The following is a 23527-nucleotide window of genomic DNA, read 5'->3' on the forward strand; positions in this document are numbered from 1 at the left end:
ATGACTCTCCACCTCCCTGCCCTGGGCTTCGGAACGTTTCGCATGCCGGGTGACGAGTGCCGCGCCGTGGTCGAAAGCGCGCTGGAGCTCGGCTATCGGCACATCGATACCGCCGCCATGTACGACAACGAACGCGCCGTTGGCCAGGCCATCGAGCAGTGCGGCGTCCCGCGCAACGAGCTGTTCTTGACCACCAAGGTGTGGCACGACCAGTTGGAGCCGTCGGCACTGCTGCAAGCGTTCGAGCGCAGTATCGACAAACTGGCCGTGGACTACGTCGACCTGTACATGGTGCACTGGCCCGCCCCGGGCATGGACCTGCCCGGCATCATTAATGCTCTGCTGTCACTGCGCGAAAGCGGCCGCATCCGTGCGCTGGGCGTGTGCAACTTCAACCTGCCCATGCTGCGCGAGGCCGTCGACATTTTGCAGGCACCGATCGCGGCCGTGCAGGTGGAATACCATCCCTTTTTGGCACAGCAGCGGCTGTTCGATTACCTCACGGCCAAAGGGATTGCGAAGGTGGCGTATGCCCCCTTGGCCCAAGGCCGCGTGGCCGATGACCCGATACTTGCGCAGATCGGCCGCAAACACGGGGCCACTGCCGCGCAAGTCGCACTGGCCTGGTTGCGTGAACAAGGGGTGGTTGCCATCCCCAAGGCCCGTGGCCGGGAGCGCCAACAGGCCAACCTCGATTCACTGCGCCTGCGGCTGGACGACGAAGACCGCGAGGCGATAGCCCGTCTGCCCAAGGACCAGCGGTTCGTGCAACCCCCGTTTGCCCCGCAGTGGGACGCGCCGTGACCTCACATCAGGCCCTCAAAGGCGGCCGGCCGTGACGCCACCCTACACCGGGGTTTCGTGATCCGCCCGTTTGGCGAGGTAAAGAGTGCGCTGGCGTTGGGGTATTACGTGGTGTACCGCCCCGAATGCGGCGAACTGGCGAAAGTGCAGGCGTTGCGTGACTGGTTGCTGGCCCAGGCTGCGATGTAAATGAAGGAGGCCCCCGCCTCACCCCTCATGCATTGATTTTGCCGCGGGCAACAACCCCTGAAATGTTCGATAGCGCGCTTGCAGGCTGTGTGCCTGTGCAGGGTCAGGGGTAAACCGTGCCTTGACCGGCATGCCCGCCTGAATCTGCTGCGCCCCGTGCCCGCTGGCCAAGAAACCCAGCTTCGCGGCGCCGATGCACGCGCTCAGTTCGCTGCCGTGCAGGGTGTAGATCTCCCGTTGCAGCAGGTTGGCCAGCAGTTGCGCCCAGTATTCGCTACGGGCGCCGCCGCCCACCAGGGCGCAAGCGTTGACTCGGGCGCCCGCCGATTGGACGGCGTTCAGGGCGTCCAGCAGGCCGAACCCCACGCCTTCCATCACGGCGTACGCGAGCATGGCGGGGGTGCAGTCGTGGCCCAGGTTCATGAAGCCGCCGCGCAGCAGCGGGTCGTTGTGCGGTGTGCGTTCACCCGCCAGGTACGGCAAGAACAACGGGTGGCTGAGCGGCACGCCTTGTTTTAGGGGCAATGTGGCGTGCACCTGGTCCAGCAGCGTTTGCTCGTCCGTAAACCCGGTGAGCCGGGTGACCCAGCGCAGGCAACTGGCGCCCGCCAGCATGGCGCCCATGGTGTACCAGCGGTCCGGCAGTGCATGGCAAAAACTGTGCACGGCGCTGGCGGGATGACCGGCGGGCAGGTCGGTGATGGCGACGATCGCCGCGCTGGTGCCCAGGGTGATGAAGGCATCGCCTGCGTTGACCGCGCCGATGCCCACCGCCGCCACCGGGTTGTCCCCCCCGCCGCCCGCGATGACTGTGCCGTCACGCAGCCCCGCGACGTTTTTCACCACCGTGCTGGCGGCGCCGCCTTCCACCAATCGGGGCATGTGCGACAGCTGCAGGCCGCTGGCGTTGACCATTGGCGCGTACCACTGACGCTTGGCCACGTCCAACCACAACGTACCGGCGCCGTCGGACACTTCACTGATGCGCTCGCCGCTCAGACGCAGACGCAGGTAGTCCTTGGGCGACAGGACGCAGTCGATGGCCGCGAAAACCGCAGGCTCATGGCGCTGCACCCACAACAGCTTGGGCGCGGTAAGGCCCGCCATCGGCAGGCTGCCGGTGACGTCGGCATAGTCGCGCCCCAACGCCTGGGCCTCGGCCACCGCGCGCGAGTCGTCCCACAGGATGGCCGGGCGCAAGACGCGGTCGTCCTCGCCCAACAACACGGCGCCGTGCATTTGCCCGGACAGCCCGATGCATTCGATGCGGGCAAAGGCGTGCGGCTGCTCGCTGCGCAATGCCGCAAGCGCCTCGAGGCACGCCTGCCACCAGTCTTCGGGCGCCTGTTCGGACCAGCCGGCATGGGGCCGGGAAATGCTCAGGCGCACACCGGCATGGGCCAGCACGGCGCCGTGCACGTCGAGCAATATTGCCTTGAGTTCCGAGGTGCCAAGGTCGATGCCGAGGGAAACGGGAGTGTTCATAAGGTCAGGGGCAGCCACAGGAATTACGAATGTTCAGCGCCGGTGTCAGGCGCACAGTGTGTTTGTCGCGCGCAGGCCAGGCCATGCGCTCAAGCAGCAGGTTCACCGCCCGGGCGCCGAGCGCCTGCACGGGTTGGGCGATGAGGGTCAGGCGCGGGACGAAAAAGTCGGCCCAGTCAAAATCATCGAAACCCACCAGGGCCACCTGCCCCGGCACCTCGATACGTGCCTCGCGCAGGGCCTGCATCGCCCCCAGTGTCATCAGGTTGTTGCCCGCCATGATCGCCGTGGGCGGCGACGTCAAGGCCAGTAGTTGCGCCGTGGCGTGGCGTGCCGGTTCGCTGCTGGAGCCGCCATTGACCAGCAAGTGCGGGTCAAACGCCAACCCCGCCGCCGCCAGCGCCGCGCGGTAACCGGCCACGCGCTCATCGGTGGTGCCCAGCCCCGCTCGCCCGGCGATAAAGCCGATACGCCGGTGCCCGTGTTCAATCAGGTGGGCGATCAATGCTTCGGTGGAGCGGGTGTTTTCCACGCCCACCTGGTCAAAGTCGCCACCGGTCATGCGGTCCACCAGCACCGCCGGAATCTCGTTGGCCTGCAAATAATCCAGGGCCAGAGAGCCGGTGGACGGCGCAAGCAAAATGCCGTCCACCCGCCGGTGATGCAGCGCGGTGACCACTTGCAGTTCGTGCTCGGGGTCATCGTGCGGGTCGACGAACAGCATCATGTAACCGTGCTTGGCGCACTCGGTTTCAATGGCGTGCACCGTCTCGCTGAAGTAATGGTTGGACAGCGCCGAGATGGCCACCCCAATCGTGTTGGTACTCGAGCGGGCCAGGGAGCGCGCCAGCGTGTTGGGGATGTAACCCAACTGCTGGATCGCCCCTTGTACCGCCTGCACCGTTGCCGGGCTGACCTTGCGGGTGCCGTTCAATACGTGGGAGACGGTCGACGTCGACACGCCGGCGATCTTCGCCACATCCTCCATGGTGACCACGGTGCTTACTCCCTGTGATGGCTGCTGTTTTTAGTGTTTGCTCGACCAGCCGCTGTAGCTGGCAACGTTGTCACGGGTGATCAACTTGGGCACCAGCAACGTCACCGCCTGCTCCGGCGCCTTGCCATTGAGCAGGTCGTTACCCACATTCACGGCGGTCTGGGCCATGGCCCAAGGGTCCTGGCTGGCCGAGGCCTGGATCAGGGTATCGGTCTTCAGCGCGTTTTCAATATCCGGCGCGCCGTCCACCGAGGTAATCACAATGCCCTTGCGCTTGAGCTGCTTGGCCGCCAGGTCGCTGCCGATGGCTTGCGGGTCGTTGATCGCGAACAGACCGTCGATTTTCTGGAAGCGGGTCAGGTAGCCCTGCATCACGTTCAGGCCCCCTTCACGCGAGCCTTTGCCGTCCTGGTCATCGGACAGCACCTTGATGCCCGGCGCCGCCGCGAACGCCGCCTGGCAACCTTTGACACGGTCGGTCACGGCGGTCACTTGCGGGCCGTTCTGGATGATCACGTTGCCCTGGCCAGAGAGCTTGTCGACGATGAACTGGCACGCCAGCTTGCCCGCTTCGACGTTGTCGGTCTGCACGGTGGCATTGACGCCCTTGGCGTCCACGTCCACCGCCACCACCACGATCCCGGCGTCACGCGCTTTCTTGATCGCCGAGGCCATGGCCGACGGGTCGACGGCGTTGATCAGGATCAGGTCGACCTTGGACGAAATGAAGTTGTCGATCTGCGAAAACTGCTTGCTCAGGTCATAGTCGGCCGACACCGAGGTGACTTTTACAGCGGGGTTCAGTTGCTTGGCCCGCGCCGTGGCGCCGTCGGCCAGGGTCACGAAATACGGGTTGCCCAACGACCCCATGCTGATGCCGACGGCGTTCAAGTCACGGGCATGGGCAGCCTGGGACATCAGCGCGACCAGGCCCAGGGAGGCGACAACAGGGAACATGCGTTTGAAGTTCATAGTGGCTCTCTTGTGATTGTTGTTGAGAACAGCGTTTGGAATCAGGTACGGGCGCCCGATTGGCGATAGCGGTCCAGTGCCACCGCACCAATGATCACGATGCCTTTGATGATGTATTGCCAGATGTCCGAAACGCCCAGCAGCACCAGGCCGTTGGTCAAGACCGCGATGATCAGTGCGCCGATCAGCGTTCCGCCGATGGTGCCGACGCCGCCGGTAAAGCTGGTGCCGCCCAGGATCACCGCCGCAATCGCATCCAGCTCATAGGACTGGCCCAGTTGCAGGCCGTTGGCGGCGAACAGGCGTGAGGCGCTCATCACCGCGCCAAGGCCTGCCAGGGCGCCGGACATGGCGTAGACAAACAGCAACACCTTCCACACCTTGATCCCCGACAAGCGCGCCGCTTCAGGGTTGCCGCCCACCGAATAGATCTGCACGCCCATCACCGTGCGCCGCAGGATGAACCACGACAGCACCACCACCGCCACGGCGATCACCACCAGCCAGGGCACGCCCAAAATCGAGTCGTTGCCGATAAACGCAAACGGCAGGTCCGGGTTGAACACGGTTTTGTCGTTGGCCAGCAAGCGGGCCAGGCCGCGCATGGCGGTGAGCGCCCCCAGGGTGACGATGAACGGCGGCAAGCGCATGAACGCAATCAGGCCACCGTTGACCAGGCCCAGCAGCAGGCCAAAGCCGATGCCCGCGACAATCCCGAGCATGCCGAACTGCGGCGAGGTCGATGCCAGCAACGCCACCACGGCCGACGCCGCGAGGATCGAACCCACCGACAGGTCGATGCCCGCCGTCAGGATCACAAAGGTCATGCCGGCCGCCAGCACCACGTTCACCGAGGCTTGCTGGGAGATGATCGACAGGTTGTCCACCGTGAGGAAGTTGTCACTGGCCAACGCAAACCCGATCAGCAACAGCACCAGCACCGGCAACATGCCCAGGGTGCGCATCAATTCACGGGCGCGTTCGCGCTTGTCGACAGTTGCCACACTCATGTTGTTGCTCTCCGCACTCGTTGAATTAGCCATGGGCAGCCACCGGCTGCACGCCACCAGTGGCCAGGTCGATAATGGCCTCCTGGGAAATGTCATGGCCGGATGCGCCGCCCAGTTCGGCCACCAGTTGCCCTTCACGCATCACCAGCACGCGGTCGCACGTGCCGATGACTTCCGGCAGCTCGCTGGAAATCACCACAATGCCCACGCCCGCCTTGGCCAACTGGTTGATGATGCGGTAGATCTCGGACTTGGAGCCGATGTCCACGCCCCGCGTCGGTTCGTCCAGAATCAACACGTGCGGCTTGACCTCCAGCAGGCGCGCCAGCAGCACTTTCTGCTGGTTGCCGCCCGACAGCGCACCCACGTTGACCTTGCCCGACGCCACGCGGATCGCCAGCGACTTGATCGCCTCGCTGGCCCGTTGCGCGGCGTGCTTGCGGTCCAGTACGCCGCCCGCGCCAGCATCCGCCACGCAGGCGCACACGTTGATGTTGCCGGCCACGCTCATGTCCAGAAACAGGCCTTGGGCCTTGCGGTCTTCGGTGAGGTACACCACGCCAGCGCCGATCGCGTCTGCCGGGGTACGCAGTTGGGTCACGGTCTTGCCGACCACTTCCAGGGTGCCGGAGGTACGCGGGTCGGCGGCAAAGATCAGCCGTGCAAGCTCGGTACGCCCGGCCCCCACCAGGCCCGCGATGCCCAGTACTTCACCGGCGTGCAGGTCAAAGCTGCACCGGCGCACGCGCTTGCCGTCGGCCATGTCGCGCACGCGCATCACTACCGGCCCCGGCGCGTAGGCGGTTTGTTCTTTCTTGTAGAAGCCTGAGAGGTCGCGCCCCACCATCATTTTGACCAGCGCGTCGGCAGACAGCACCTCGCGGGCCAGTTCGCCCACGTACTCACCGTCACGCAGCACCGAGACGCGGTCAGACAACTCGTAGATTTCCGCCATGCGGTGGCTGATGTAGATGATTGCCAGGCCCTGGCTGCGCAGTTGTTTGATCAACACGAACAGGCGATCGGTTTCCCGCGAGGACAACGGCGTGGTGGGTTCGTCCATCACCAGCACCTTGGCGTTTGCATGCAGCGCGCGGGCGATTTCCACCAGTTGGCGCTCGGCGATCGACAGGCTGCTGACGCGCGTCGTGGGTTTGAACTCGGCGCCCAGGCGCGCCAGCACCTCGACGCAGCCCGCCTCCATGCCCTTGCGATCGATGCGCCAGCCACGGCGCAGCTCACGGCCCAGGTAAATGTTTTCGGCCACGCTCAGGTTCGGGCACAGGCTCAGTTCCTGATAGATCACGGCAATGCCCAGGGTTTTCGCGGTGGCGGGGCTGTAACTGGCGACGGGCTGGCCATTGATGCAAATGGTGCCGCCGTCATCGGCCTGATAGGCGCCGGAAAGGATCTTCATCAGCGTGGATTTGCCCGCGCCGTTCTCGCCCATCAAGGCGTGGATTTCGCCGGGATACACTTTCAGGCTGACGCTTTTGAGCACCCGCAGACCGTTGAAGGTCTTGCTGATGCCCTGCATTTCAAGCAAGGGGTCAAGGCTCATGACTGAGCTCCTGCGTTTATTATTTTTGTAGTCCGGGTTTCCCGATGGCAGCCATAGGAAGACCTGATTGCGGCTGACTGTAATCCAGACACATTTGTTTACGCAAGCGCTTGCGCGGATCCAATCATGCCTGATTAAACGTTTCATCTAGATTCCGGAGCGAACGTTGAACGCGGCAGATGAAGTGCTTTTGCGGTCGGTGGAATAAACAGCAGGCTTCGCCATCAAGGCCAAGAGCGAGAACAGCCCAAAGAAAGGCGCGTTTATGTTTGGTCTTCGGTAAGGCGCCGCAGGGTATAAACAAATCAAATAGTACGAATAAACAAATACACCTTCTGTGGGCTCAAGCCGTCGGGAATGATGCGTTCAGACTCCTTCCCACCACCGCAAGGTCGTACCCATGACTACACCGAATCAAAACCTCACGCTGCTGCTGGGCCGTGCCTTGCTGGTCACGCTGTTTCTGTTCAGCGGGATCGGCAAGCTAATGGCCCCGGCGGCCACGATCGCCTACATCGCAGCGGCCGGCGCGCCCTTGCCGGGCGTGGCTTACGGCCTTGCGCTGGTGGTCGAACTGGGGTTGGCCACGGCCCTGCTGCTGGGCTATCGCGTGCGCCCGGTGGCGGTGTTGATGGCGGCGTTCACCCTGGTGACGGCGCTGATCTTTCACAACCACTTCGGTGACAAGGGCCAATTGATCAATTTCCTGAAAAACCTGGCCATATGCGGCGGTTTCTTGCAGATCGCCGTATTTGGCGCGGGCAGCTTCAGCCTGGATCACCTGCGCGCGCAACGTGCGGTGGTGAACTGACAACCGCCGCTTGAGGCCGGTGTCAGACCGCCTCACGCAGGAAATCGATCAGGCCCTGGTGCGTGGCGGTCAAGCGCTCGCTGCCACTGACCAGGGCCAATTCCGAGGGCGGCACCGCCGGTAACGTTTCACACACCCGGTGGCTGCTCAGCACCGCGCTGCGGGGCAACACGCTCACGCCCAACCCCGAGGTCACCGCCGCCTGGATGCCGGTCAGGCTGTGGCTGCCAAACGCCACCCGCCAGCTGCGTCGGGCCTTGTCCAGGGCGCGCGTGGCCCGCTGGCGGTAAATACAGCCCTGGGGGAACAGCGCGAGTGGCAGGGTTTCAAGGTTGAGATCCTGCTCGCGCCCACACACCCACACCAGGGGCTCCGGCCAACTGGCATGGCAGTCGCCGCTGCCGATCTCGCGCTTGATCAGGGCGATATCAATCTCACCGCTTTCCAGGTGCCGCCGCAGGTCAGTGCTCATGCCGCTGACCGTCTCTAGCCGGGCCTCAGGCCGCGCCCGTACAAAGCCCGACAACATCGACGCCATGCGTTCGGCGTCAAAGTCTTCGGGCACGCCCAACCGCACCGGCACCACGCTCGCTTCGGTGCTCAGCGCTTCACGTGCCTCGCGGGACAGGTTCAATAAACGCCGCGCGTAGTGAGTCAGCAATTCACCGTGTTCGGTGGGGCTGACCTGCTGGCCCGAGCGGTCGCGCACCAACAAGACCTGGCCTACGCTCTCCTCCAACTTGCGAATCTGTTGGCTCACCGTCGATTGCGTGCGGTGCACCCGCTCGGCCGCCCGGGTAAAGCTGCCTTCGTCCACCACGCACACCAGGCTGTGCAGCAGTTCGAGATCAAACATGGGAAACGCCTCATATCGATAATTCAACTGACCAAAAGAGGTTAATTTAATTTCCAACTAAGCGCGAGCGTTCCTATGCTCAACGGGTCGCTTTATTACCGAACAGGTGCCCTATGCCTCTTGAACACTCCCCTCGCCCGCTCTGGCTGACCTTTGATTGCTACGGCACGTTGATCCAGTGGGACGAAGGCCTGCGCGCCGCCGTCGACAGCATCCTCAAGGCCAAAGGCGCGCATCAGGTCGACGCACACACCCTGATCACCGTGTATGACCACCACGAACACGCCCTTGAGCAAACCCCGCCGCACCGCAGTTTTCGCACGCTGGCAGGCCTGGGTTTGCAAAAAGCCCTGCAGGAGCTGGGCCTGCCCGCCGACGAACAGGACGGCGCGATACTCACCGACAGCATCAGTGCCATGCCGCCGTTCACCGAAGTGGTCAGCACCCTCAAACAGCTCAAGGCCTTGGGCTACAAGCTGTGCATCGTGTCCAACACCGACGATGACGTGATCGCTGGCAACGTCGCGCAATTGGGCGGCTACATCGACCGGGTCATCACCGCCCAGCAGGCCGGGGCCTACAAGCCCAATCGCCAGCTGTTCGATTACGCCCACGCGCAACTGGGGGTCAGCCTCGACCAGGTGGTGCATATTTGCGCCAGCCCGCACCTGGACCACGCCGCCGCCCGCGACATCGGGTTTCGGTGCGTGTGGATCGACCGTGGCACCGGCCGCCCGTTGCTCCCCGACTACCGCCCCGACGCGATTCTGCCCACCCTCGACGGCGTTCCCGCGCTGTTCCAATCGGTGGGCTGGTAAGCCATGGCCCATACCTTTACGCCCACCGCCTCACGCCCGCTGGCCGGGCGGCTGAACCTGGACAGCGAAGCCGCCCTACAGGCCCGCGTGGAACTGGCCGCGTGTTTCCAACTGGCGGCGCTGCACGGGTTGGAGGAAGGTGTCTGCAACCATTTTTCGGCCGTGGTGCCGGGCCATGACGAACTTTTTTTCGTCAACCCTTACGGCTACGCCTTTGACGAAATCACCGCATCGCGCCTGCTGGTGTGTGATTTTGCCGGGAACGTGATCGACGGCCAGGGCCAGCCCGAGGCCACCGCGTTTTACATCCACGCCCGTTTGCACCAGCAGCAGCCCCGTATCCGGGCGGCGTTTCATACCCACATGCCCAACGCGACCGCGTTGTGCCTGCTGCAAGGGCCGCCGCTGCGGTGGTTGGGGCAAACCGCCTTGAAGTTCTACGGGCGCACTGCGGTGGACGAGGCGTACAACGGCCTGGCACTGGACAACCGTGAGGGCGACCGGATCGCCGCCGCCCTGGGCAACGCCGACATCCTGTTCTTGAAAAATCACGGTGTGATGGTGGCGGCGCCGACGATTGCCGAAGCCTGGGACGACTTGTACTACCTGGAGCGCGCCGCCCAGGTGCAACTCAAGGCCATGGCCAGCGGGCAGGCGTTAAAGCCCGTTGAGCCCGCCGTGGCGCAAAGGGCCTATGAGCAGATGCGCGAGGGGGACCCGGCCAGTGCCAAGGCGCACCTGGACAGTGCCATGCGCCGGTTGAAGCAGCGCGGTGCTGATTTCGACCAGTAAAGGATTCCCGCGCCCGGCGCGGGAATCCTTTATTTGAGGGTTATCGACCGTTGGCAGCGTCGTTGATGATCGCCACGACCCGTGCCGGGTTCGACACCATCACCACGTGGGAAGCACCTTTGACCTCGATGGTTTCCTTGGACTTCGCACGCTCGGCCATAAATTTAAGCGCGGCCTCGGGAATATTTTTGTCTGCTGAACCGTATATGAAGTACGACGGCAGGTTTTTCCAGGCAGGATCGCCGGCAGGTTCCTTCAACGCAGCTTCGGTAATCGGGCGTTGGCCGGCGGCCATCAAGCGAGCTTCCTTGGCCGGTACATCGGCGGCGAACTGAACGCCGAACTTGTCTTGCTGGATGTACAGGTCGGTTACGCCGTCTTTGGACAGCACGGGTTTATCCAGGGTCGGGCCCAGGGTGCTGCCCGGGTAGCGGCCGGACAGCTCAAAAGCGGTTTCGCCTTTTTCCGGGGCGAAGGCCGCCACGTAGACCAGTGCCTTGACCTTGCCGCTGCCGTGCACCGCGTTGGAAATCACCGAGCCGCCGTAGGAATGGCCCACCAGAATCACCGGGCCCTGGGTGTGTTCGACGATGTCGGCGACGTAGTCAGCGTCGCTTTTTACCCCGCGCAGCGGGTTGGCTACCGCGATCACCGGGTAGCCTTCAGCTTCGAGGCCTGCGATGACACCGTTCCAGCTGGAGGCGTCGGCGAAGGCGCCGTGCACCAGCACCACGGTGGCTTTTTGCGCCTCGGCAGAGGCGCTGGTCACGCCGCCCAAGGCCAGCGCACCGGTCATGAGGGTGGCGGCAAACAGGGTCGACAAGGCAGGAAAGCGAAGTTTGTTCATGGCGTGGTTCTCTTGGCAGGTTGGCGTTCAAGGCGTTGAACGTGGAGCCATGATGCCGTGCAGGGTTTTACATATGGAGGCTATTAGTCGAGGATATGGCGCAGATCGTCCAAAACGATAAAAAATTTTCTGTAGGTGATTGATGGACCGTTTATCCACGCTTCTCGAGCATTTCGGCATTGGCGCCGATACCTTCCACAGCGGCCCGTTGCAGGGCGCCATCGACATCCGCGACCCGCAGCAACGCGGGCGCGTGTACTTGCTCAAGGAAGGCCAGGCCACGCTGGAAATGTCCGGTGAGCAACGGCGCATCCTGGTGCCCAGCCTGATCCTGGTGCCCCGCCCCCTGCCCCATCGCCTGCTGGCCAACAACGCCGTGGTGGTGTGCGCCGCCCTGCGTTTCGACGGTGGCCTGGACAACCCGCTGGCCGTGGCGTTGTCAGACGCGATCATCATGCCGCTTACGCAAGTGCCCATGATCAGCGGTACGCTGGACTGGCTGTTCAGCGAGGCGTTCAACACCCATTGCGGACGCGAGGCGGTGATGAACCGGCTGTTCGAGCTGATGGTGATTCAGTTCCTGCGGCACATGATGGCCTATCACAGCATGACCACCGGCATGATGTCGGGCCTGGCCGACATGCGCCTGGCACGCGCAATGACGTTGCTGCACAACTGCCCGGAACGGCCGTGGACCGTGGCAGAGATGGCCATTGAGTCCAACATGTCCCGGGCCAGTTTTGCCGCGCATTTTCACCGCGTGGTCGGGCAGACGCCCGCCGATTACGTGCTGTGCTGGCGCGTGAGCCTGGCGCAAAAGCGCCTGCGTGAAGGGCGCCCGATTGCGCTGATTGCCGATGAGGTGGGGTATGAGAGCCCGTCGGCCCTGGCGCGCGCTTTTCGGCGCAAGACCGGCACCAGCCCCCGGGAATGGATGCAGCACCAGGAAGTGGCCCTCTAGCCACTGGCACCTGCCGGGGGTTCGATGCCCCCGGCGGTGCCCTGCCCTGGCAAGGTCGTGTTAGTGCGGCCGTGCCTTGAGGGCAATCACACCCGCATTCTGGTCATACAGCACCACGTTGTTGAAATAGGTCAGCAGGCCTGCGTTGATGCCGGTGAAATTCGCCCCGCCCTTGGCCGGGCTGAAGCGCACGTACGTCGGGCTCTTGTCACCGACATGAAAGTGCTGGCCCATCTCGCTGCCGTCGGCCATTTGCAGGCTGTAGTGCGCCTGGATACCGGCAGGCCAGGCCGGATGCCCGGTGTCGCCCGACACACGAAAGCCCGCCGCGCCGGTATCGAGGATGCTCTCGCCGCAGATCTGCTGGTTATTGTCCAGGCGCTTGAGGCAGCTTTGCAGCCCGTGGTCCTTCCAGAAAGGCGCCGCGTCATTGGCTTTTTTCGGCACGCTTTGCAGGCTGATCGAACGGAACCCCTGGGTTTCATCCGGCCGGGGGTTGATGATCAACTGGCCCGGCGTGTTTTGCCCGGGCAACGGCAGCACCACAATCCAGCGCCCGCCCATGGCCTCCAGCGGGTTGCCCGCGCCCGAGCGGTGCAGGCCAACCCCGATGATGGCCTTGTAGCCTTCGCCCTTGCGGGGGTCGCCGCCGCCGATGAGGAAGTCTTTTTGTGGCACCCACGAGGCCATGCACTTGGGCCGTGCCACGTCGCACTCGACGGTGTCGACCCACTGGATCGGCATGTTCACACTCAGATGCCCAAGCCCGACTTGCGCCTGGGCCAACCGGCCGATCAAGTGCACGCCGCTGCCGTATTGCTCTTTCTCGGGCACGTTCGAGATCTGCGCATCGCCAGGGCGCAACACCCCGGGCATCACCCGCAAGCCCACCGAGCCGGTGTCCAGCTGGGCTTCGACCTGGGTGCTGCCGACCTGTACGGTCACGCTGTAGCGCAAGTCGCCATTGCCCATGACGGTGGAGTGGATCGGCACCACTTCGCGCGCCGCCGCCTGGGAGACACCGGCGGCCAACATCAAGGAGGCGAGCCCCGTCAGACGCGAAAACGAAAAAGCTTTCATCAACGATCAATCCAAGTAAAGGGAGGTGGGCGCGTCCCTGCGCCGGGGAAGTCAACCGGCCGGCTGGCTCATCAGGTTGCATTGGTGGTCTTGCAGTTCTTCGGTAGACGCGCGGTTCAACTCTGAAATCGTCAACCGGGTGGTCAACAACACAAAGTCGCCATTGGCGCCGGGCGCCAGCAGCAGGCTGTAGCGGCCCATCGAGTCGTCCTGGGCCTGCACGTAGTCATGCAGCACGCTCAGCGGGTCGCGCTGGTCGAGCTCGGCGGCAGACAACGTGCGGGCGCTGTAGGTGTGGCCCATGAGTTTGACCGGCAAGGTGCGCCATTGCTCATCCAGCGTGGCGGCCTGTTGCGTGAGGGTCGTGAACACGTCGGGGCGCAGGCACGCAATGTGGATGTGCAGCTGGTTTTGCGAGCGGCCATAACGTGAATTGATCGCCAGCGACACATAGCGGTCGGCGATCGGCGTGGGCAGGCCGGTCGACAACACGTCGCGGTGCTTCCAGGCCTGGGTGAAATAATGCGGCAGCAAGTCGCGGCCCAGGGCAGGGTCTTCGATGCCGGTGACTTTATCGGTGGGGATCAGCAAGTCCTGATAAGGGCCGTTGCGGTCCTTGAACAGGACAAAGCCCTTGTCCGGGTAAACCTGCAGGCAAGGGCTCGGGCCCTGGTGGGCGGCCTGGTTGGGCACGCATTGCTGGCTGACGATGTGCCATAACACGTCGGGGTTGCCCCGCAACTGATAGGCGCCTGCCAGCACCCCGGCACACACCAGGCCACCGGCAATCTTTAATACGGTACTGCGCTTCATGCAACGAAACCTCAACACGACAGGGATGTTCTTTCTTGTTTTTCAACGACCGACATCCCTGTCGCAAAGGTCAACGTTTGGCGGGGGCCATAAATTCCGGGCCCACCGGATCTTTTATCGTGCTGGCCACGATACGGTCGATGTGGTGCAGGTCATCGGCGCTCAGCCGCCAGCCAAAGGCTTCCTCAAACCCTTTCAACTGTTCGGGTTTGCGCGCGCCCCACAGAGCAATGGTGGGCCCCTGGTCGAGCACCCAGCGCAGCGCCAGCGCCAGCACCGACTTGCCGTGGCATTCGCGGGCGTACACCTCGAGCGCCGCCACCGCTGCCAGGTATTGTTCAAAACGCGGGGCCTTGAACTTGGGGTCGAGCTTGCGCACGTCATCGCCTTCAAAACGCGTGGCGGCGTGCATGCTGCCAGTCAACAGGCCACGGCACAGCGAACCGTAGGCCAGCACCACCAGCGAGTGCTGCTTGGCATACGGCAGAATGTCGCTGTCGATGGCCCGCTCAAACAGGTTGTACGGCGGTTGCACGCTGGCAAGGGCGGTGTATTGACGAAAATCGTCCATTTGCGCGGGCGAATAGTTGCTCACGCCCACGCTGAGGATCTTGCCTTCGGCGCGCAGCGTTTCCAGCACCATGGCGGTTTCTTCCTGGGCCACCAGCGGGTCGGGCCAGTGGATCTGGTACAGGTCGATGTAGTCGGTTTCCAGGCGCACCAACGAGTCCTCGATTTCCTTGCGGATACGCTTGGCCGTGGCATTGCGCCGGGTGGTGCCGTCGTCCCATTGCAGGCCGGCCTTGGTGGCGATCACCGCGTCATGACGTACCCCGCGCAGGGCCCGGCCGATCAGTTCTTCGGACAACCCCAGGCCATAGACCGGCGCGGTGTCGATCAGGTTGATCCCGCTGGCCAGCGCATGGCGGATGGTGCGTACCGACACGTCATTGTCGGCACCGCCCCACATTCTGCCGCCCATGGACCAGGTGCCCAGGGCGATGCGCGAAACCGCCTTTTCGATACCCGGGATCCGGATGGTTTCAATACCCATAAAAAAGCCTCCGCCACAAACATTCAGTAAAAAAACCATTACTCTAGATCATCAAAGGTTGAATCGGGCTCAACGCCGCGTTAAACCGAACCCCTACAAAAGGTGCTTGAAATGGCTGCATTTAATCGCTCGGAACTGGCCGACCTCAATGTGTTTATGGCGATCATCCGCCGCCGTAGTTTTCGGCACGCCGCCCATGAACTGGGGGTGACCACCTCGGCCCTGAGCCACACCATGCGCAACCTGGAAACCCGCCTGGGGGTCAAGTTGCTGTACCGCACCAGCCGCGCCGTGGAACCCACCGACGCCGGCGCCCTGCTTGCCGAAAAACTCACCCTGGGCTTTGCCACCATCCAGGAAGGCCTCGACACCCTGGAGCTGTACCGCGAATCACCGATTGGCCGGTTGCGCCTCAACGTGCCCAGGGATGCGGCGATGCTGCTGGTGTCGCCACTGCTGGGCGAGTTCACCCGCGCCTACCCGCAATTGCGCCTGGACGTGATGATCGAAGACCGCATGATCGACATCGTTGCCGAAGGCTACGACGCGGGTATCCGCTACGGCGCCACCGTGCCCCAGGACATGGTGGCGGTGCCGCTGACCGGCGAGCTGCGCTGGGTGATGGTCGCCTCCCCCGCTTACCTGGCGCGGGCAGGCACGCCTGCGGTGCCCAAGGACCTGCTGCAGCACTCCTGCGTGCGCATGTACCTGGGGGACCAGACCACCTACAAATGGGAATTGGGCAATGGCGCCCGGCAACAGCGGCTCGACGTGCCCGGGCATTTCAGCGCGGCCGACACCCAGACCGTGGTCGATGCCGCGCTGCAACACGTGGGCATCGGCTACTGCCTGGAACACCGCGTCAAACAGGAATTGGCGGACGGCCGCCTGGTCGAGGTATTGCCCGAGTGGGCCTGTATCGGCGCGCCGCTGTGCATGTACTACCCCAGCCGGCGCCAGGCACAGCCGGGGTTGCGTCAGTTAGTGGAGATGATTCGCGCGCACGCCGCCGCCATCGGCGCTGGGTGAATCACGCCGGGTCTTTGCGAGGGTCTGCGTCTGGCGCGTCATCCCGATCGTTGAGCGGCACCTGTGCGTCATCCATCAACGAGCCCGGGTCTTCGTTGCCCGGGTCGTTGAGTTCTTCGTCGATTTCACCTGCCATGATTGCGCTCCTCTAACCGCCTTGGGTGTCGATATCGGCATCGGTTTCGGGCTTGTGTTCCTGCTCGGGCTCGAAGTCTGGACTGTAGTCGTTTTCTTCGGCTTTGGGATGGCTCGGGGCCTTGGGGTCTTTGGGCGCGTCTGCGCCGGTGGCGGGCGCGGGCTCGCCGCCGTCGATCGCCGGGTCATTGCGGCCACTGACTTGCGGGTCGTTACGGGGGGTTGTGCTCATGGGTCACCTCTTCGCGGCGCGCGGAAAATGCAGCCTGCGTACAGGTAAGGGTCTGCGCGTGGCCATGAAGTTCATTCCGTTTGCGCCTACGACCCTGGGTTGTCGACCTGGATATAAAACGCATACGCCCCCAGCAGCACCCAGAACACCATGAACAGCCAGGGCACCCGCATGGAAAACATCAGCGACTTGCGATACCCCTTGTGGGACGACTCCATTTCGGAAAACAGCGGCGACTCGTCATAGGCCAGGCCCATCACTGGTTCGCTGCGCAGCAGTTCGCTTTGCTTGTAGTGCCAGTGATCGATGATCACATAGGCCGCCCGGATGCCCGGCCAGGCATTCAGGGAGCTGAGGATGCCCAACGTCGCCAGAAACGCAGGCACCAGCAGGGTAAACAGCTTGCCCCACTCGGGGTTGAGGTTGCCCATGCCGGAAATGAACGCGATCACCAGAAACGACTGCGCTGTTAGATAGGCATCGGTGCGGTTGGCCAAAATAGTGGTTTCGTACTGGATCTCGCGCCGGTAGAAGTCCAGGCGGTCCTTGGGCGAGCCAAAGATCTTGGCACTGTGTTCGGTGTGATCGGTGAGCGCCGACTCCGGCGTGTTCGGTGAAATGATTCTGGGCACGTTCGGCGCTCCGCGCAGGGGTCAATCCCGTTAGAAGAACCGCCACCGCCCGAAGTTCCAGTGGACGCCCTGCACCGTCTTGGCGCAGCACCGGCCGATAACACGCACCGCCTGCGGGCAGCGGTGGCCAAAAACGTGGCGCCAGCGGCTTTCGGGGGCGCTAAACGGGTTTCGGCACAGGCATTGCTTTACTCCTTCAATCACCCACCTGCCCCGCGTGAATACAGGAGCAATCGTCACTCCCCGACACAATCTGCACCTCAAAAGAAAGTAAGGACCAGGCCTGTTGGCACCCAACGCCACGGGCTCATAAAAACATGCGTTTTCTAAAGCGGCAGTGCCCCCAAGGCGTGACCACCGGGCACTGACAAGGTACTGGAATGGCTCGATCTTTCTTTGACGAAATGACAGATGCACAAGGCGTTTGCCGTGCGCACTATCAGGAATTCTCCCGCTGGCTGGCCAATACGCCCCCCGAACTGCTGGCCCAGCGCCGCCGTGAAGCCGACCTGCTGTTTCACCGTGCCGGCATCACCTTCACCTTGTACGGTGACGAACAGGACACCGAGCGCCTGATCCCCTTCGACATCATCCCGCGCAGCATTCCTGCCAGCGAATGGAGCATGATCGAGCGCGGCTGTATCCAGCGTGTGCAAGCGCTGAACCTGTTCCTTGCCGACATCTACCACGACCAGCGCATCATCAAGGCCGGGATCATTCCCGCCGACCAGGTGCTGGGCAACGAGGGTTACCAAAAGGCGATGGTCGGCCTGGACCTGCACCGGGACATCTATTCGCACGTCTCGGGCGTGGACCTGGTACGCGATGGCGACGGCACGTATTACGTGCTGGAAGACAACCTGCGCACCCCCAGCGGCGTGAGCTACATGCTCGAAGACCGCAAAATGATGATGCGCCTGTTCCCCGAAGTGTTCGCCAAGCAGCGCATCGCGCCGGTGGACCACTACCCCAACCTGCTGCTCAAGACCCTGAAAAGCTCCAGCCGCCTGGACAACCCCAACGTGGTGGTGCTGACCCCAGGCCGCTTCAACAGCGCGTTTTTCGAACACGCCTTCCTGGCCCGGGAAATGGGCGTGGAACTGGTCGAGGGTGCCGACCTGTTCGTGCACGACCTCAAGGTGTTCATGCGCACCACCGACGGGCCCAAGCCGGTGGACGTGATTTACCGGCGCATCGACGACGCGTTCCTCGACCCGCAGGCGTTCCGCCCCGACTCGATGCTCGGCGTGCCCGGCCTGGTCGCGGCGTACTGCGCGGGCAACGTGGTGCTGGCCAATGCCATCGGCACCGGGGTTGCGGACGACAAGTCCATCTACCCCTACGTGCCGGACATGATCCGTTTTTACCTCAATGAAGAACCGGTGCTGCAAAACGTGCCGACCTTCCAGTGCCGCAAGCCCGACGAGTTGTCCCACGTACTGGCCAACCTGCCGCAATTGGTGGTCAAGGAAACCCAGGGCTCCGGCGGCTACGGCATGCTGGTCGGCCCCGCCGCCAGCGCGGCCGAAATCGAGGACTTCCGCCAACGCATCAAGGCCCGCCCGCACGCCTACATCGCCCAGCCGACCTTGAGCCTGTCCACCTGCCCGACCTTTGTCGAAAACGGCATCGCACCCCGGCATATCGACCTGCGCCCCTTTGTGCTCTCGGGCAAGGAAACCCGCCTGGTGCCCGGTGGCCTGACCCGCGTGGCACTCAAGGAAGGCTCATTGATCGTCAACTCGTCGCAAGGCGGCGGAACCAAGGACACCTGGGTGGTGGAGGGCTGAATCATGCTGAGTAGAACCGCCGCAGATCTGTACTGGATGTCCCGTTACCTGGAACGCGCCGAAAACCTGGCGCGCATGCTGGAAGTCAGTTATTCGCTGTCGTTGATGCCCCAGGCCGGGCGCAGCGACGGGCTGGACGAACTGGCCATGTCGTTGCTCAGCAGCGGCACCCTGGACAGCTACCTTGAGCGCCACCAACAACTGGACGCCGAACGCATGCTGCACTTCTTTGCCCTGGATGCAGAGAACCCGGCCAGCATCTACAACTGCCTGCGCGCCGCGCGGGGCAACGCCCATGCGGTACGCGGGCGTATCACCGCCGACATGTGGGAAAACCTCAACGCCACCTGGCTGGAAATGCGCAGCATCGCCGCCGGTGGGTTGGCGCGGCATGGCATCAGCCACTTCTGTGACTGGGTCAAGCAGCGCTCGCACCTGTTTCGCGGCGCCACGTCGGGCACCATCATGCGCAACGACGCCTACCGGTTCATCCGCCTGGGCACCTTTGTCGAACGGGCAGACAACACCCTGCGCCTGCTGGATGCGCGCTACGAAATGTTTGGCGAGGAGTCCGAAGAAGTCAGCGACCTGTCGGCACGCGGCTACTACCAGTGGAGCGCGTTGTTGCGCGCGTTGTCGTCGTTCGAGGCCTATACCGAGCTGTACCCGAATGCGCTGAACGCCCGCTCGGTGTCGGAGCTGTTGCTGCTGCGCAGCGACGTGCCCCGCTCGTTGCACGCGTGCATCGAAGAGCTGAACCAGATCCTGGCAGGCTTGCCGGGCAGCTACGGCCGCGCCGCGCAGCGGTTGGCGGCAGAGTTCGAAGCACGGCTGCGCTACACCGGCATCGAAGAAATCCTGGAAGACGGGCTGCATAGCCGCTTGACGGAATTTATCGAAACCGTGCGCGAACTGGCCCGGGCGATACACAGCTCGTACCTGGAAGTGGTCTAGCGTGTTGCCTGCCCGGCGTGTACGCCTAGGGCAGGATTCTGTCAGTTTGGGTCATTGATCGGCGCGCCCAGCGCTTTTATGTTGGGCGCTCACCGACAAGAACAGGCCCAGACCATGTCCGACCTTTCCCTGACCCCTGCCGCTGCACACACCCTGCGACGCTGGCACGCCATGCTTGCCCAGCGCGACTTGAGCGCCCTCCCCGAACTGCTGGCCCCCGACGCGGTGTTCCGCTCGCCCATGGCCCATACGCCCTACCCCGGCGCGCCGGTGGTGTCGATGATTCTCAATACCGTTATCCAAGTGTTCGAGGACTTCACCTACCACCGCGAACTGGCCACCGCCGACGGTCACAGCGTGGTGCTGGAGTTCAGTGCCCGGGTGGGCGACAAGCAGCTCAAGGGCATCGACCTGATTCGCTTCAACGAGCAGGGGCAGATCATCGAGTTTGAAGTGATGGTCCGCCCCTTGAGCGGGCTGCAGGCCCTGGGTGAGGAAATGGGCCGGCGCCTGGCCCCTTACCTGGCCCAGGCGCGCGGCTGAGGCTTACTGGTTTTTCACCAGCACCGGCTCCGCCCGGTACTGGTCGGGGAACAGCTGTTTAAGGCTGGCCACCTTCGGCAGGTCGTTGATCACGATGTACGGGTAGGTCGGGTTTTGCGTCAGGAAGTCCTGGTGATAGGACTCGGCCGGGTAGAACGTCTTGCCCATCTCGATACGGGTCACGATGGGCTTGTCAAAGGACTTTGCCGCGTCGAGCTGGGCGATGTAGGCCTGGGCGACCTTTTGCTGCTCGGCATTTTGCGCAAAGATCGCCGAGCGGTACTGGGTGCCGGTGTCCGGGCCCTGGCGGTTGAGTTCGGTGGGGTTGTGGGCCACCGAAAAATAGATCTGCAACAGCTTGCCGTAGCTGACCTTGCTGGGGTCGTACGTGACCGAGACGGACTCGGCATGGCCGGTATCGCCGTCACTGACGCTTTCGTACTGGGCGGTGCTGGGTGCGCCGCCGTCGTAACCCGACACGGCGTTCTTGACGCCTTGCACATGCTGGAACACGCCCTGCACACCCCAGAAGCAGCCCCCGGCGAACACCGCCGTTTGCAGTTTGCCGTCGCTCGGCAGGTCCAGCGCAGGTGGCGCGATGCTCACCGCGTCCTCGGACGAGCCAAAGGAAAACGCCGAGCTTTGGCCCACAAAAGCGGCCAAGGCCACTACCGGTAAATACCTGAGAATTTTCATCGAATTGACTCCTCAACAACAGATCGGGGGTTGCGCATCAATCAGCCAAACGTGAAGGCGTAGGCCGCCGCGTTCGGGTCCAGGAACTCGATGCTGAAGGTTCGGTCCTGCACGGCACCGGGTTGACGCACCAGTTGATACAGACGTTGCTCGGTCACGGTGCCGCTGCCATCGGGCGCCACGTCGCTGCCGTGGGCATCGCCCGGCGCCTGGCCGTCCACCATGACCTTGAAGCGCACCGGCTTGCCGTCGGCGCCCGGGCCCAGCACCAGGTGCAGGTCACGGGCGTGGAAGCGGTAGACGATCTTGCCGTTGGCCGCCGCCACGGTGGCCTGCTGGCCGCCGACGTTCCATTGGCCTTCCAGGGTCCAGTTGTTGAGGGCCAGGCTGCCAGCGGCCGGGTAAGTCGCCACTTTGTCGGTGACCAGCGTGCCGCTGGACACGAAGTTCTCGGCGCGCTGGAAGCCCAGGTAGGTTTCCGGCGATTGCACGGCGCCCATGTCGGGTGCCTGCTCCACGCCCTTGGCGTCAGCGTTGATCAGGCCGCCTGCGACGTTGGTGTGACCGGCTTCACGCAGCAACTGCTGGATCACCCGCTCGGACTCGGGGTATTCGCCCTCGCCAAAGTGGTGGTAGCGAATCTGGCCCTTGGCGTCGACGAAGTAGTGGGCGGGCCAGTACTGGTTATTGAAGGCGCGCCAGATCTTGTAGTTGTTGTCGATGGCCACCGGGTAAGTGATGCCCAGGTCTTTCATGGCCTTGGTGACGTTGTTGACGTCGCGTTCAAAGGCAAATTCCGGTGCATGCACACCAATCACCACCAAGCCCTGATCGCGGTACTTGTCGGCCCAGGCCTTGACGTACGGCAGCGAGCGCAGGCAGTTGATGCACGAGTAGGTCCAGAAATCCACCAGCACCACCTTGCCCTTGAGCCCTTCGGCGGTCAGCGGTTCGGAGTTGAGCCACTGCACCGCACCGTCCAGGGACGGCAATGTGCCTTCCACCGGCAGGGTTTCATTGTGGTCGGCCGCCATCATCATCGCCCCACCAGCCATCATCGCGCCGTCCTTGGGTTCGGGTTTGGCGGTCAGGTGGTCGACCAGCCGTTGCTCAAGGCCGCCGGTGGAAGCGGTGGAGAAACGCGCCAACACGCCGGTGTCCAAGCCCAACGCAATGGCGGCAACACCGGCCAGCATCAAGGCACCCAACCCGCGACGGACCCATTCACCGGCACCCAGCGAACGTTTCATCAGGCCAAACACCTTGCCGCCCACCAGCAGCGCCAAGGCCAGGGAAGTGGCCGCACCGGCCGCATACGCCAGCAGCAGCAAGGTGGTGCCCACGCTGGCGCCTTGCAACGCCGCGCCCGTCAACACCAGCCCCAGGATCGGCCCGGCGCACGGCGCCCACAGCAAGCCGGTGGCCACGCCGATCATGAACGACGCCCCCGGACGTGGCCGTGAATCCACCCCGGCGGCTTCCGACAGGCGACTGCCCGCGGCCACCAGAGGCCGTGTCAGGCGTTCGGACAGTTGCGGCAGCAGCAGCGTCAGCCCGAACAAAGCGACAAACACCAGCGCCAGCCAGCGCCCGTATTGGTTGAGTTGCACCACCCAACCGCCGCCCACCGCGGCCAGCGAGGCGACGGCGGCAAAGGTCACGGCCATGCCCAACAGTAACGGCAAGCCGCTGCGCACGAACGGCTGCCCGGTGCGGGCGAACACAAACGGCAACACCGGCAGGATGCACGGGCTGACGATGGTCAACACGCCGCCCAAGTACGAAAGAATCAAGAGCCACATAAAAAAGTCCTTATGAAATAGACGGCTCAGGCCGCAGTAAACGTCATCGCCAGGCCATTCATGCAGTAACGCAGGCCGGTCGGTTGCGGGCCGTCATCAAACACATGCCCTTGGTGCCCGCCGCAGCGGCGGCAGTGGATTTCCGTGCGCACCACGCCATAGGAGGTGTCGGTGTGGCTGGCCACGGCGTTGTCCAGTGGCTGCCAGAAGCTCGGCCAGCCGGTGTGGCTGTTGAACTTGGTGGCCGAGGAAAACAGCGGCAACGCACACCCGGCGCAGGCAAACGTGCCGTCGCGGTGTTCATCGTTGAGCGCGCTGCTGTAGGGACGTTCGGTGCCCTCCTCACGCAGGATCTCGTAGCGGTCGGCGCCCAGCAGTTGCTGCCACTCGGCCTGGGTGTGGTTCACCTCGAAGGTTTCGGCGGCCTGGACCTCGCTGATCAGGTTGATTTTCTTCAGCAGGCCACCGGCCAGCAGGGCCACCCCGAGGCCGCCACCGGCCAGGAGTATCTGTCGACGTGAGTGCATGGCGTTCTCCTTGTTTGTAATGTGCCCATCCTGGCGCACGGCGGGTCGCGAAATCCTCACGTACACTTAAACAATTCGTGATAACTCCAGCGCAGCAAAACCCGCACAATGCGCGCATTCACTAAACAGGTTGTTGA

Annotated in this window: 26 protein-coding genes; 10 read left to right on the forward strand and 16 right to left on the reverse strand. The window is 63.5% G+C overall.

All coding sequences use genetic code 11. The annotated features are described in order from the left end of the window. Nucleotides 1-804: an aldo/keto reductase gene (locus ACW9H9_RS00340; protein WP_457341030.1), complete on the forward strand. Its 804-nt coding sequence runs from the start codon at nt 1-3 to the stop codon at nt 802-804. A gap of 57 nt (nt 805-861) precedes the next feature. After that, nucleotides 862-993, forward strand: a complete 132-nt coding sequence (locus tag ACW9H9_RS00345) for a hypothetical protein (RefSeq protein ID WP_457341029.1) — start codon at nt 862-864, stop codon at nt 991-993. A gap of 18 nt (nt 994-1011) precedes the next feature. Here ACW9H9_RS00345 and xylB read toward each other — a convergent pair whose 3' ends face one another. From xylB to ACW9H9_RS00370, 5 genes are read right to left on the reverse strand one after another with little or no spacing between them, the layout of a single operon-like run. Then, nucleotides 1012-2478, reverse strand: coding sequence for a xylulokinase (xylB, locus tag ACW9H9_RS00350; RefSeq protein ID WP_457341028.1), 1467 nt, complete (start codon nt 2476-2478; stop codon nt 1012-1014). 4 nt (nt 2479-2482) lie between these two features. Beyond that, complete coding sequence (locus tag ACW9H9_RS00355; protein ID WP_457341027.1) at nt 2483-3475, reverse strand: LacI family DNA-binding transcriptional regulator; 993 nt, start codon at nt 3473-3475, stop codon at nt 2483-2485. A gap of 30 nt (nt 3476-3505) precedes the next feature. Continuing rightward, entirely contained in the window at nt 3506-4447 is a 942-nt protein-coding gene (locus ACW9H9_RS00360; protein WP_457341026.1) for an ABC transporter substrate-binding protein, read from the reverse strand. 41 nt (nt 4448-4488) lie between these two features. Beyond that, nucleotides 4489-5457, reverse strand: a complete 969-nt coding sequence (locus ACW9H9_RS00365; protein WP_457341025.1) for an ABC transporter permease subunit — start codon at nt 5455-5457, stop codon at nt 4489-4491. 25 nt (nt 5458-5482) lie between these two features. Continuing rightward, the gene (locus tag ACW9H9_RS00370; RefSeq protein ID WP_457341024.1) at nt 5483-7018 is read right to left on the reverse strand and encodes a sugar ABC transporter ATP-binding protein; all 1536 of its coding nucleotides are present in this window, start codon (nt 7016-7018) and stop codon (nt 5483-5485) included. Nucleotides 7019-7418: 400 nt separating this feature from the next. Here ACW9H9_RS00370 and ACW9H9_RS00375 point away from each other — a divergent pair, with 400 nt between their 5' ends. Further along, complete coding sequence (locus tag ACW9H9_RS00375; RefSeq protein ID WP_457341023.1) at nt 7419-7829, forward strand: DoxX family protein; 411 nt, start codon at nt 7419-7421, stop codon at nt 7827-7829. A gap of 22 nt (nt 7830-7851) precedes the next feature. On the opposite strand, the gene ACW9H9_RS00380 is transcribed toward ACW9H9_RS00375, so the two are convergent. Then, nucleotides 7852-8685, reverse strand: coding sequence for a LysR family transcriptional regulator (locus ACW9H9_RS00380; protein WP_457341022.1), 834 nt, complete (start codon nt 8683-8685; stop codon nt 7852-7854). A gap of 113 nt (nt 8686-8798) precedes the next feature. On the opposite strand from ACW9H9_RS00380, the gene ACW9H9_RS00385 reads away from it, so the two are divergent. Together ACW9H9_RS00385 and ACW9H9_RS00390 are read left to right on the forward strand one after the other, a co-directional pair. After that, nucleotides 8799-9503, forward strand: a complete 705-nt coding sequence (locus ACW9H9_RS00385) for a haloacid dehalogenase type II (RefSeq protein WP_457341021.1) — start codon at nt 8799-8801, stop codon at nt 9501-9503. Nucleotides 9504-9506: 3 nt separating this feature from the next. After that, nucleotides 9507-10295 carry an aldolase gene (locus ACW9H9_RS00390; RefSeq protein ID WP_457341020.1) on the forward strand — a complete coding sequence of 263 codons (789 nt, stop codon included), beginning with the start codon at nt 9507-9509 and terminating at the stop codon, nt 10293-10295. Nucleotides 10296-10335: 40 nt separating this feature from the next. On the opposite strand, the gene ACW9H9_RS00395 is transcribed toward ACW9H9_RS00390, so the two are convergent. Next, nucleotides 10336-11142 (reverse strand): alpha/beta fold hydrolase, encoded by an 807-nt coding sequence (locus tag ACW9H9_RS00395; protein ID WP_457341019.1) that lies wholly within the window; start codon nt 11140-11142, stop codon nt 10336-10338. Between the two features lie 142 nt (nt 11143-11284). On the opposite strand from ACW9H9_RS00395, the gene ACW9H9_RS00400 reads away from it, so the two are divergent. Beyond that, nucleotides 11285-12103, forward strand: coding sequence for a cupin domain-containing protein (locus ACW9H9_RS00400; protein ID WP_457341018.1), 819 nt, complete (start codon nt 11285-11287; stop codon nt 12101-12103). A 60-nt stretch (nt 12104-12163) separates the two neighbouring features. Here ACW9H9_RS00400 and ACW9H9_RS00405 read toward each other — a convergent pair whose 3' ends face one another. From ACW9H9_RS00405 to ACW9H9_RS00415, 3 genes are all read right to left on the reverse strand, one after another. Continuing rightward, nucleotides 12164-13183 (reverse strand): hypothetical protein, encoded by a 1020-nt coding sequence (locus tag ACW9H9_RS00405; RefSeq protein ID WP_457341017.1) that lies wholly within the window; start codon nt 13181-13183, stop codon nt 12164-12166. A 51-nt stretch (nt 13184-13234) separates the two neighbouring features. Next, complete coding sequence (locus tag ACW9H9_RS00410) at nt 13235-13996, reverse strand: CDP-diacylglycerol diphosphatase (RefSeq protein WP_457341016.1); 762 nt, start codon at nt 13994-13996, stop codon at nt 13235-13237. 70 nt (nt 13997-14066) lie between these two features. After that, nucleotides 14067-15050: an aldo/keto reductase gene (locus ACW9H9_RS00415; protein WP_457341015.1), complete on the reverse strand. Its 984-nt coding sequence runs from the start codon at nt 15048-15050 to the stop codon at nt 14067-14069. Between the two features lie 111 nt (nt 15051-15161). Here ACW9H9_RS00415 and ACW9H9_RS00420 point away from each other — a divergent pair, with 111 nt between their 5' ends. Next, nucleotides 15162-16079 carry a LysR family transcriptional regulator gene (locus ACW9H9_RS00420; RefSeq protein ID WP_457341014.1) on the forward strand — a complete coding sequence of 306 codons (918 nt, stop codon included), beginning with the start codon at nt 15162-15164 and terminating at the stop codon, nt 16077-16079. 1 nt (nt 16080) lies between these two features. Here the strand turns inward: ACW9H9_RS00420 and ACW9H9_RS00425 are convergent, their stop codons facing one another. The 3 genes from ACW9H9_RS00425 to ACW9H9_RS00435 all read right to left on the reverse strand — a co-directional run bounded on the left by ACW9H9_RS00425 (nt 16081) and on the right by ACW9H9_RS00435 (nt 17078). Then, nucleotides 16081-16215: a hypothetical protein gene (locus ACW9H9_RS00425; protein ID WP_457341013.1), complete on the reverse strand. Its 135-nt coding sequence runs from the start codon at nt 16213-16215 to the stop codon at nt 16081-16083. A gap of 12 nt (nt 16216-16227) precedes the next feature. After that, nucleotides 16228-16446 (reverse strand): hypothetical protein, encoded by a 219-nt coding sequence (locus ACW9H9_RS00430; RefSeq protein WP_457341012.1) that lies wholly within the window; start codon nt 16444-16446, stop codon nt 16228-16230. 86 nt (nt 16447-16532) lie between these two features. Beyond that, nucleotides 16533-17078: a hypothetical protein gene (locus ACW9H9_RS00435; RefSeq protein ID WP_457341011.1), complete on the reverse strand. Its 546-nt coding sequence runs from the start codon at nt 17076-17078 to the stop codon at nt 16533-16535. 380 nt (nt 17079-17458) lie between these two features. Between ACW9H9_RS00435 and ACW9H9_RS00440 the strand changes: the two genes are divergently transcribed. The 3 genes from ACW9H9_RS00440 (at nt 17459) to ACW9H9_RS00450 (ending at nt 20365) form a co-directional block, all read left to right on the forward strand. Further along, the gene (locus ACW9H9_RS00440) at nt 17459-18868 is read left to right on the forward strand and encodes a circularly permuted type 2 ATP-grasp protein (protein WP_457341010.1); all 1410 of its coding nucleotides are present in this window, start codon (nt 17459-17461) and stop codon (nt 18866-18868) included. Between the two features lie 3 nt (nt 18869-18871). Beyond that, nucleotides 18872-19822, forward strand: coding sequence for an alpha-E domain-containing protein (locus ACW9H9_RS00445; RefSeq protein ID WP_457341009.1), 951 nt, complete (start codon nt 18872-18874; stop codon nt 19820-19822). Nucleotides 19823-19936: 114 nt separating this feature from the next. Continuing rightward, complete coding sequence (locus ACW9H9_RS00450; protein ID WP_457341008.1) at nt 19937-20365, forward strand: nuclear transport factor 2 family protein; 429 nt, start codon at nt 19937-19939, stop codon at nt 20363-20365. A 3-nt stretch (nt 20366-20368) separates the two neighbouring features. Here the strand turns inward: ACW9H9_RS00450 and msrA are convergent, their stop codons facing one another. From msrA to msrB, 3 genes are read right to left on the reverse strand one after another with little or no spacing between them, the layout of a single operon-like run. After that, nucleotides 20369-21061: a peptide-methionine (S)-S-oxide reductase MsrA gene (gene msrA / locus ACW9H9_RS00455; protein WP_457341007.1), complete on the reverse strand. Its 693-nt coding sequence runs from the start codon at nt 21059-21061 to the stop codon at nt 20369-20371. A gap of 41 nt (nt 21062-21102) precedes the next feature. Then, complete coding sequence (locus ACW9H9_RS00460) at nt 21103-22863, reverse strand: cytochrome c biogenesis protein DipZ (RefSeq protein ID WP_457341006.1); 1761 nt, start codon at nt 22861-22863, stop codon at nt 21103-21105. A 26-nt stretch (nt 22864-22889) separates the two neighbouring features. Further along, on the reverse strand, nt 22890-23390 hold the full coding sequence (gene msrB, locus ACW9H9_RS00465) for a peptide-methionine (R)-S-oxide reductase MsrB (RefSeq protein ID WP_457341005.1): 501 nt from the start codon (nt 23388-23390) through the stop codon (nt 22890-22892). Between the last annotated feature and the right edge of the window lie 137 nt (nt 23391-23527).

The organism is Pseudomonas sp. SDO5215_S409 (genome assembly GCF_054071325.1).

What these genes read in the sequence shown, in the direction of transcription:
- ACW9H9_RS00340 (WP_457341030.1), top strand. Translation starts at nt 1, where the DNA reads ATGACTCTCCACCTCCCTGCCCTGGGCTTCGGAACGTTTCGCATGCCG.
- xylB (WP_457341028.1), bottom strand. Translation starts at nt 2,478, where the DNA reads ATGAACACTCCCGTTTCCCTCGGCATCGACCTTGGCACCTCGGAACTC.
- ACW9H9_RS00360 (WP_457341026.1), bottom strand. Translation starts at nt 4,447, where the DNA reads ATGAACTTCAAACGCATGTTCCCTGTTGTCGCCTCCCTGGGCCTGGTC.
- ACW9H9_RS00365 (WP_457341025.1), bottom strand. Translation starts at nt 5,457, where the DNA reads ATGAGTGTGGCAACTGTCGACAAGCGCGAACGCGCCCGTGAATTGATG.
- ACW9H9_RS00370 (WP_457341024.1), bottom strand. Translation starts at nt 7,018, where the DNA reads ATGAGCCTTGACCCCTTGCTTGAAATGCAGGGCATCAGCAAGACCTTC.
- ACW9H9_RS00375 (WP_457341023.1), top strand. Translation starts at nt 7,419, where the DNA reads ATGACTACACCGAATCAAAACCTCACGCTGCTGCTGGGCCGTGCCTTG.
- ACW9H9_RS00380 (WP_457341022.1), bottom strand. Translation starts at nt 8,685, where the DNA reads ATGTTTGATCTCGAACTGCTGCACAGCCTGGTGTGCGTGGTGGACGAA.
- ACW9H9_RS00385 (WP_457341021.1), top strand. Translation starts at nt 8,799, where the DNA reads ATGCCTCTTGAACACTCCCCTCGCCCGCTCTGGCTGACCTTTGATTGC.
- ACW9H9_RS00390 (WP_457341020.1), top strand. Translation starts at nt 9,507, where the DNA reads ATGGCCCATACCTTTACGCCCACCGCCTCACGCCCGCTGGCCGGGCGG.
- ACW9H9_RS00395 (WP_457341019.1), bottom strand. Translation starts at nt 11,142, where the DNA reads ATGAACAAACTTCGCTTTCCTGCCTTGTCGACCCTGTTTGCCGCCACC.
- ACW9H9_RS00400 (WP_457341018.1), top strand. Translation starts at nt 11,285, where the DNA reads ATGGACCGTTTATCCACGCTTCTCGAGCATTTCGGCATTGGCGCCGAT.
- ACW9H9_RS00405 (WP_457341017.1), bottom strand. Translation starts at nt 13,183, where the DNA reads ATGAAAGCTTTTTCGTTTTCGCGTCTGACGGGGCTCGCCTCCTTGATG.
- ACW9H9_RS00410 (WP_457341016.1), bottom strand. Translation starts at nt 13,996, where the DNA reads ATGAAGCGCAGTACCGTATTAAAGATTGCCGGTGGCCTGGTGTGTGCC.
- ACW9H9_RS00415 (WP_457341015.1), bottom strand. Translation starts at nt 15,050, where the DNA reads ATGGGTATTGAAACCATCCGGATCCCGGGTATCGAAAAGGCGGTTTCG.
- ACW9H9_RS00420 (WP_457341014.1), top strand. Translation starts at nt 15,162, where the DNA reads ATGGCTGCATTTAATCGCTCGGAACTGGCCGACCTCAATGTGTTTATG.
- ACW9H9_RS00425 (WP_457341013.1), bottom strand. Translation starts at nt 16,215, where the DNA reads ATGGCAGGTGAAATCGACGAAGAACTCAACGACCCGGGCAACGAAGAC.
- ACW9H9_RS00430 (WP_457341012.1), bottom strand. Translation starts at nt 16,446, where the DNA reads ATGAGCACAACCCCCCGTAACGACCCGCAAGTCAGTGGCCGCAATGAC.
- ACW9H9_RS00440 (WP_457341010.1), top strand. Translation starts at nt 17,459, where the DNA reads ATGGCTCGATCTTTCTTTGACGAAATGACAGATGCACAAGGCGTTTGC.
- ACW9H9_RS00445 (WP_457341009.1), top strand. Translation starts at nt 18,872, where the DNA reads ATGCTGAGTAGAACCGCCGCAGATCTGTACTGGATGTCCCGTTACCTG.
- ACW9H9_RS00450 (WP_457341008.1), top strand. Translation starts at nt 19,937, where the DNA reads ATGTCCGACCTTTCCCTGACCCCTGCCGCTGCACACACCCTGCGACGC.
- msrA (WP_457341007.1), bottom strand. Translation starts at nt 21,061, where the DNA reads ATGAAAATTCTCAGGTATTTACCGGTAGTGGCCTTGGCCGCTTTTGTG.
- ACW9H9_RS00460 (WP_457341006.1), bottom strand. Translation starts at nt 22,863, where the DNA reads ATGTGGCTCTTGATTCTTTCGTACTTGGGCGGCGTGTTGACCATCGTC.
- msrB (WP_457341005.1), bottom strand. Translation starts at nt 23,390, where the DNA reads ATGCACTCACGTCGACAGATACTCCTGGCCGGTGGCGGCCTCGGGGTG.